This is a genomic window from Streptococcus infantis (assembly GCF_000960085.1).
GTDB classification, from domain to species: Bacteria; Bacillota; Bacilli; order Lactobacillales; family Streptococcaceae; genus Streptococcus; species Streptococcus infantis_C.
Genome location: NZ_JYGT01000003.1, coordinates 88,751 through 96,892, shown reverse-complemented (window position 1 = coordinate 96,892; position 8,142 = coordinate 88,751). Strand labels below are relative to the sequence as shown.

General features: G+C 39.3%; 2 protein-coding genes. Both read right to left on the bottom strand.

Annotated features, from left to right (window positions below; translation table 11 throughout):
- Positions 1-1,442: Ig-like domain-containing protein (locus TZ94_RS09650; RefSeq protein WP_045613378.1), on the bottom strand; the 1,442-nt coding region annotated here is incomplete at its 3' end.
- A gap of 143 nt (positions 1,443-1,585) precedes the next feature.
- On the bottom strand, positions 1,586-8,104 hold the full coding sequence (locus TZ94_RS01080; RefSeq protein ID WP_045613376.1) for a G5 domain-containing protein: 6,519 nt from the start codon (positions 8,102-8,104) through the stop codon (positions 1,586-1,588).
- Positions 8,105-8,142 lie beyond the last annotated feature (38 nt).

Here is an 8,142-nt window from a genome sequence, read left to right as displayed (position 1 = left end):
GTTGTAGGAGCTTCTGTTGTTGTAGGAGCTTCTGTTGTTGTAGGAGCTTCTGTTGTTGTAGGAGCTTCTGTTGTTGTAGGAGCTTCTGTTGTTGTAGGAGCTTCTGTTGTTGTAGGAGCTTCTGTTGTTGTAGGAGCTTCTGTTGTTGTAGGAGCTTCTGTCGTTGTAGGAGCTTCTGTTGTTGTAGGAGCTTCTGTCGTTGTAGGAGCTTCTGTTGTTGTAGGAGCTTCTGTCGTTGTAGGAGCTTCTGTTGTTGTAGGAGCTTCTGTTGTTGTAGGAGCTTCTGTCGTTGTAGGAGCTTCTGTCGTTGTAGGAGCTTCTGTTGTTGTAGGAGCTTCTGTTGTTGTAGGAGCTTCTGTCGTTGTAGGAGCTTCTGTCGTTGTAGGAGCTTCTGTTGTTGTAGTTGTTGTAGTTGTTGTTGTTGTAGTTGTTGTAGTTGTTGTAGTTTCCCCTTCACCTTCACCAGACGCAGTGTAGATGAGTGTCTTAGCAGGATAGCTACGTTCGTTAGGGAAGTTTTCAGCTTTCCACTTGATGACGTTGTTAACTACATCACCTTTTTTCTTAGCTTCAGTCAACTCAGTAGTGTACTCCAAGTACATTGGCCAGTTCCAGTTGTCACCAAAGTTGATCGTGAAACCAGTGATTTGACCTGCAGCGTTCGTAGTATACTCAGCTTTCTTAGTGAAGTTGTCAGTTGGGTCAAGTTTTGTAAGTTGCTCTTCACTTTCGATAGCTTTAGGTTGTCGAGCGTAACGTACAGCACGAAGGCTTCCTTTTACCAATACTTGTCCGTCAGCAAGCTCATCTGTGATAACCATCTTGTTCAATTTGTCTTGAGCAGCGTTCAAGATAACTTTCCACTTGATACGTTTAGGATTTTGTGGGTCTTGGTATCCATACTTGTACTCGTATTGACCAATTGCAGTAGAATCTGGATCATATGTCAAATTATAAGTTTGCTCACCATACTTAAATGTTTGTGGTCCTGACTTAGTAACATTCGCCGCATTAATAACAATATCATATTTCAATGACATTCTCTTGTTTTGTGGGTTTTTAGAGAAATAGTCAGTGAAGGTTACTGTTGTTTTACCAGTAGCTGGGTCAGCAACTGCATTACCAATGATTTCAGAACCGTTTTTGATTGGGAATTCTGACTTAACTGGCCAGTTCAATTCTTTTGGCAAGTCAAGAACAAGTGTATCACCTGCATTGATTGCTTGAGAATCTGGGAAACTAATGCTGTTTGTAGCTTCCATGGCTTGGCCTCTACCTACTTTTGTATCAGCAGTAATAGCTTTACCATTGAGGGTAATTGTAGTGTTGTTAGTATAGTTTGTTACTTCAGCACCAAAGACTGTCGTCAATGATGTCAATGAAAGTACAAAGATACTTACAAACGCTAAGATGCGTGTAACGCTCTTTTGTGAAATCTTCATCACATAAACTCCTTTAATTTAATCAGATATATCATAGCATTTTTAGAATATACTGGCAAGTCTTTTTTCGACTTTTTTTCAGTTTTTTTATAAAAATATTCAGTTTTTAGTTTTTCATTGTATTTTTTATACAATAATTGTCTTTAAAAATCGTCTTTTTTATTTTTAAGACCAATAAATGTTAAGAACATCATCAGAATTCCAATAAGACTTAACCACCAGTTCGACTGTTGGCCAGTCTCTGGCAAGAAATTATCTTGGACCACTGGTGCCTCAGCTGTTTGAGGCTCTTGAGCCGGAACTGCCAATGGCTTCAGCTCCTCCTGTTTAGGAGATGGAACTGTTGGGATGATGCTATCAGCTGGCGCTGAAGGTTCTTGCCTTGGTTGTTCAACCAGTGTTCCAATCTCAGTAATTTCTACTTGTGGTTCTTCAAGGACTTCTGAGCGAATCAACTCTTTCTTGATCACAACTCCATCCTGAAGAGTCACACGATAAATATACTGACGTTTCCCTGGTTTTCCTTTTTGTAGAAGAACTTGTATGCCTTTAGCAAGCTTAGGATTTTCAACTGTTTGCTTTGCAAAGTCGATTTCTTCTATTTGGATGTTTTCTTCCACTGTAATAGAAGAAACATACTTAGTTCCGATCTCAGTGATTTCTGCTTGTGGTTCTTCTAGGATTTCTGAGCGAATCAATTCTTTCTTGATCACAACTCCATCCTGCAACGTTAAGCGATACACATCTTGTCGTTTACCTGCTTTACCTTCTTGTAAAACATTAACAGTTCCTTTTGCTAACTCTGCATTTTCAACTGTTTGTTTCTCAAAGGCTATTTCTTCTACTTGGATGAGTTCTTCTGTTGTAATAGTAGGAACTCGTTTTGTTCCTACTAAAATAACACGATTTACTGCTTTTCGGATTACTTTCGTATCAACCAATGTTGCAGAACGTTCTTCATCATTGAAGTAGTATTTTTCAAAAGTCTTATGGATGAGTCCATCTTGGCCTTCTTGGAAGACTCTAGTTTCACCTTCTGGCAAGCTATCGTCATTGCGATATTCAGTTTCATGAGTAATAACTTCATCCTCAGTTACCAAGACTGTACGCTCAACTCCAGCACCAACTATAACAACTTGGTTGACAGGTTGAGTTGTGATAACTGTTCTTAGATACTCACGTTGAGTTTCTTTACCATTGACATAGGTTACTTGATAGTAGTCTGTTTGTGTTCCTTCTCGGCCTTCTACTTCGACCAAACGGTAAGTAACAGGCTTAGACTTATCCTCACGAACGATGATATTGTAAGGAATTGCACTTGTTGTGCTGATTTCCTTGGTTTCAGTAACTTGAGAACCGATATGGATAATTTGTTCGAGTGCTGGACTCAACTCCTTGACGCTAATCAAATCAGTCTTGACCAAAACTCCATCCTTATATGTTAGCTGATAAACTTTTTCTACTTGACCAGGACGACCTTCTTGAACAAGCTTACGTTCACCCTTCGGTAAGTTTTCATCAATGACAGTAACAGTTCTAAAGTTAGTCTCTTCGATTCGTGTATCCTGTTTTACTTTAATATTTGGAACATGTTTTGTTCCTACTAAAATGATGGTTGGAACTGCTTCTCTGACAACCTTGCTTTCAATTAATTTTGAAGAACGCTCTTCATCATTGAAGTATTGCTTTTCAATAGTCTTATGGATCAGTCCATCTTGACCTTCTTGGATGATTTTCGTTTCACCTTCTGGCAGAGTATCGTCGTTACGGAACTCCGTTGGACTTGTGATTCTCTCTTCTTGAATTTCGAAGATTGTACGTTCAATACCAGAACCTTCAACTAGGACTTTATTGACAGGCTGAACAGTAATGTCCGTTCTGAGGTGCTCACGTTTCGTTTCTTTACCATTGACGTAAGTTACTTGATAGTAGTCTGTTTGTGTTCCTTCTTGACCCTCTACTTCAACAAGGCTGTAACCAACTGGCTTGGTCTTATCCTTACGAATAATAACATTGTATGGAATTGGACTTGTTGTGCTGATTTCCTTAGTTTCAGTGACTTGAGTACCGATATGGATAATCTCATCTTGAACTTTTTGAACTTCCTTACTGCTGATTAAGTCTGTCTTAATCAAGATTCCATCTTTGTAAGTCAATTGGTAAACTTTTTCAATGAGACCAGTTCGACCCACTTGAACTACCTTAGTTTGACCTTTTGGTAGGTCTGGATCCTCAATCTTTTGAGTCTTATAGGCAATCTTCTCAGTTTGAGTATCCTGTTCTACCTTGATAGTTGGCACGTGTTTTGTACCTACTAAGATGATAGTTGGAGTTGCTTCTTTGATTAGTTTGCTGTCTACTAATTTCGTAGAACGCAATTCATCATTGAAGTATCGTTTTTCAATCGTCTTACGAAGAAGTCCTTCTTCACCAACTTGGGTAACCTTCGTTTCACCTTCTGGAAGAGTGTCATCATTGCGGTACTCAGTTGTGCTTGTAATCTTTTCTTCTTGAATTTCAAAGAGGGCACGTTCTACACCAGCACCTTCGACAATCACCTTGTCAACAGCTTCTCTAACGACTGTTGTCTTGAGATGTTCACGTTTTGTTTCGGTACCATTAATGTAGGTTACTTTATAGAGATCTGACTTCTCACCGTCTTGTCCTTCTACTTCAGTCACTCTATAGCCAATTGGCTTCGTAGTGTCTTTACGAACCTTAACGGCAAATGGAATCGGGCTTGTCTCGCTTGCTTCTCTAATTTCTTTGACACGAGTTCCGACTTGGATGATTTCATCCACTGGATCTGTAGTGATGTTAGATTCTACAAATGTACGAGATGTCTCTTCGCCATTTACTTTCGTTACAGAGTAGCGATTTGTTTTCTGCCCCTTCTTACCTGCCTGGATAACTTTGGTTGTTCCTGCAGGAAGTTGGTCTGAAAACTCTTTGAAAGTATTGTAATCGATTGACTCTGTCTCATCTACAAGCTCAGTTGTTTCCACGATAGGTGTCGCATTTCCGACACGAACGACACGGTTGACAGCATCTTTAATTTGGTGTTCAGAAACGATGGTACGACCGATTTCTTTACCATTTCGATAGCTTACCAAGAAAGTACGGATAATTTGTCCAGGACTTCCTTCTTCGTCGACAACACTTTCTCCTGCTGGAAGTGTATTGTCAGAAACATAAACTGTCTTGAATGGAACATCAACCTGCTCATCCAAAGTACGTTCTGTCATCTTAGAAGTACCAATTACTGTGATTTCATCAACAGCTTTTGGATTTTCGACTTTTGAGATTTCCTTACGAGAAACTTCGACATCGTCCTCATAGGTAACTTCATAAGTTGTTGTGATGGTACCAGGAGATCCGACTTGAGTGATCTTGCTGTAGCCTTCTGGTTGGGTTTCATCTTTTTCAATAACCTTGTTGAAGTCTTTTTCTTCGACAACAACTACGGATCTGATTGATACAACCACACCTAGACCTTTAACGACGATCTTGTCCTTCTTCTCTTTGAGAGTATTTTCATTGACCAAGGTACGGTCAACAAGTTCATCGTTGAGGTAGGTCAATTTGTATTGACTTTCAATACGGCCTTTTTCGCCTTCTTGACGAACTTCTTCGTAGCCTTTTGGTTTCGTGTAGTCGTATTCGATGACAGTTTCAAAGTCAACATCCTTAACCTCAGTAGTGTATTCTACTTTTTCAACTGCACTACCAACAGTGATAATGCGTTTGACTGGTTGGTCAATCACTGTTTCAGACGTCAGGGTCTTACCTGCTTCCTTACCATTCAGTTTTCTGATTTGGTAAGTCTTTTCAACAGAACCATTCTTACCTGCTTGATTTTCAAATAGATAAGTCTTTGGTTTTGTTGGATCCGTTCTAATTTCTGTTTCGAATTCAACAGTTTCTTTCTCAGTAACAGTTTCAAATGTTTCTGTTGCTGTACCAATCAAGACGATTTCTCTTGTTGGTTCTTGAATTACTTCTTCAGATTCAATCTGACGACCTACGACTGTATTACCAACCTTGGTAATCTTATAAACATTAACTTTCTTACCAGGAACACCTTTTTGTACGGTTTCTTTAAATCCGATAGGAAGTTCATCTGTCTCACGAGTTTCGATGATGTACTCTGTAGTTGTTGTTGTACGAAGTGTTTCAACCGTTTTGTCACCAACGATATCTACTGGAGCTAATGGCTTGCCATCTAGAGTATTACGACCAAGGAAGACATTCTTATTCTTGGCATTCAAGTTCACCCACTCACCATTGTATAGTCTAAAGAAACCATTTTTGTTTGGTGTGTCTGCAATGAATTTGTTGTCTGTCGCTGTTACTTTAACACTATCGTTGAGACGGTTGATACCAAAGAAAGCTTGCATCAAGTCCTTGATAACTGCTCCGTCTGTTTTACGAGTGACATCATAACGTTGCCATGGCTCATTGTCTTTATACTTGAAAGTATTGCTATTGACATCAATCGAAGCTGCGTTTGTACTTTCAATCGCAACCGCGTTTTTCCATCTAGATTTAATCTTAGAAACGGTCAACTCATTGTTATCAATGTTAATGCTTCCTCTAGTTTTAGTAAACGGTACTTTTGTAACCTTGTTGACACGTTTACCAGTTGTACGGTCAATAACACTTGCTACATAAGTTGTATCATCATTGATGTAAATCGGTAACTGCTTGATGTCATCTACTTCAATCTTGTTTCTTGAAATAGTAATGTCACCTGAACCGCCACCTTCAACACCTCTAGATGCTTGAGCAGTATTGTTGTTAACAGAGATGATATAGTCTGTTGAATCACCAGTAATGGTGTTTCCTTCGATGTTTAGGCTATAGTCATTTGAACTTTCGTTATTTCTAAAGAGGATACCAAACGTTCCTAGTTGTCCATTTTCAAATGGTTTTGTCAAACCTTCAATGGTATTATTTGAAATAACGTAACGACCTTTTTCAAGAGGTTTTGTCCACTTGTGGTTTTTCTCGTTTGTCAGGATAGAGATAGCTGTGTAACCACGGTAACGAGCTGGATCATCATCATCGTTTTCCAACTTAGAGTTTGGATCCTGTGTTACCTTATTGTTACGAATAATGACATCTGTCATCGGATTAGCACGGTTATAGACCTCGATACCATTCAAACGGTCTCCGAGTGAAACGTTGTTTTCGATGAGGATCTTATTCCCATCATGGATATCCAATCCTTTACGGTAGTTGTAGTTGGTATAGTTTCCAGTATAGGTAATACCATCATTGTAAGAACCAGCCATTGAGGCTGCACCATATCCGGTACCACCGTCCAAAACGTGACCGTTGTATGACAAAATATTATTGTCTACAACAAAATTACGTTGATAACCGAACATAACTCCAGCAACACGGTTATTGTGAAGGAAAGAGTTGGTTACCTTGTTACCGTCCATGATTGGAACATCTGGATCTCCGATAGACTTGACTTCGTTTGAAACTTTTTCAGAGATACTACTATAACGGATTGGTCTTCCATTGCTATCATACTCTTGCGCTGTTGCCTTACTTGAACTAAAGAAGACACCGGCTCTGTTGAATTTCATGGCACGAACATCATTAATCGTAACATTTGAAGAATCGTTTACATAGATACCGTTTGAACGTCCAAAGTAAGATTTACCTTTACGGTAAAACTCATTATCTTTAGTGTAGTCTGATGAATCATAGGCATGCTCAACCGTTAAGCGACCTACAGTAAAGTTATTCTGATTTTGAATGAGGATTGCAGACTCGTAACGGTTATCCGTCAAGTTTGTTTCTGGATCGTGCTCGCCATCTTGCTTTTTGTTAAACACGATTTTTGTATTGTTACGACTTGGACCACTACCAATCAAACCTTTTACATTAGCATAGTTCTCATCGATAACCAAGGTTTTCTTCAAAAGGACATTCCCTGAAACCATTACGGAAGCTCCACCCTCAACCTCATTGGCTGCTTTCAGAGCTTTTTGAAGAGCATCACTTGCTTCAACCTTACCAGTCGTATCTAATCCGAAATCTGTAGCTTTTACATATTTACCATATGTTGCATCTTCATATACTTTCGTATCGTTAGATGCAGCTCTTCTACGACGAACTTTAGGAGTTGTTGATTCATCTTTAGGAGTTGTCGGTTGCTCTTTAGGAGCCGTTACACCCTCTTGAGGCGTCTCTAACAACTTTTTAAGTTCTTCTTCAGGTGTTGGTTCAGCTGCTGTTTTTTCTACCTTAGGCTGTTCTGCTTTTGGCTGCTCATTTGTTGATTGCTCTTGGACAGGTTGTTCCGCTTTTGGTTGTTCTGCTACTGGTTTTTCTTCAGCAACTTCCTTCTCAGCAGGAGACTTGTCTGCTTCCTTTTCTGTCACTTCCGTTGTAGAAGTAGAGTTTTCCGGCGTTAAAGCTGCAGGCTTTTCCTCATTAGCAACCGGCTCTTTCTTATCATTAGCAGTGGCTTCACTCTTTTGATTTGTGTTCTTATTTAATGAAGTTGCTTTTTCATCCTGATTTTGAACAACTGTGTTATTTGAAAAATCAGTTGTATCAGCTTTAACATGCACTTGACCTAATTGGACGGTCGTTAAAATCCCAATTGTCAACAGTGAATATTTTGTTGATTTTCTAATGTTCATTTTCTTTTTCTCCAAACTCTCATTTAGCCATCATCTCT

Bases quoted from the DNA above. Each gene is read 5' to 3' on its own strand.
- TZ94_RS01080 (WP_045613376.1), bottom strand. From the start codon at position 8,104: ATGAACATTAGAAAATCAACAAAATATTCACTGTTGACAATTGGGATT.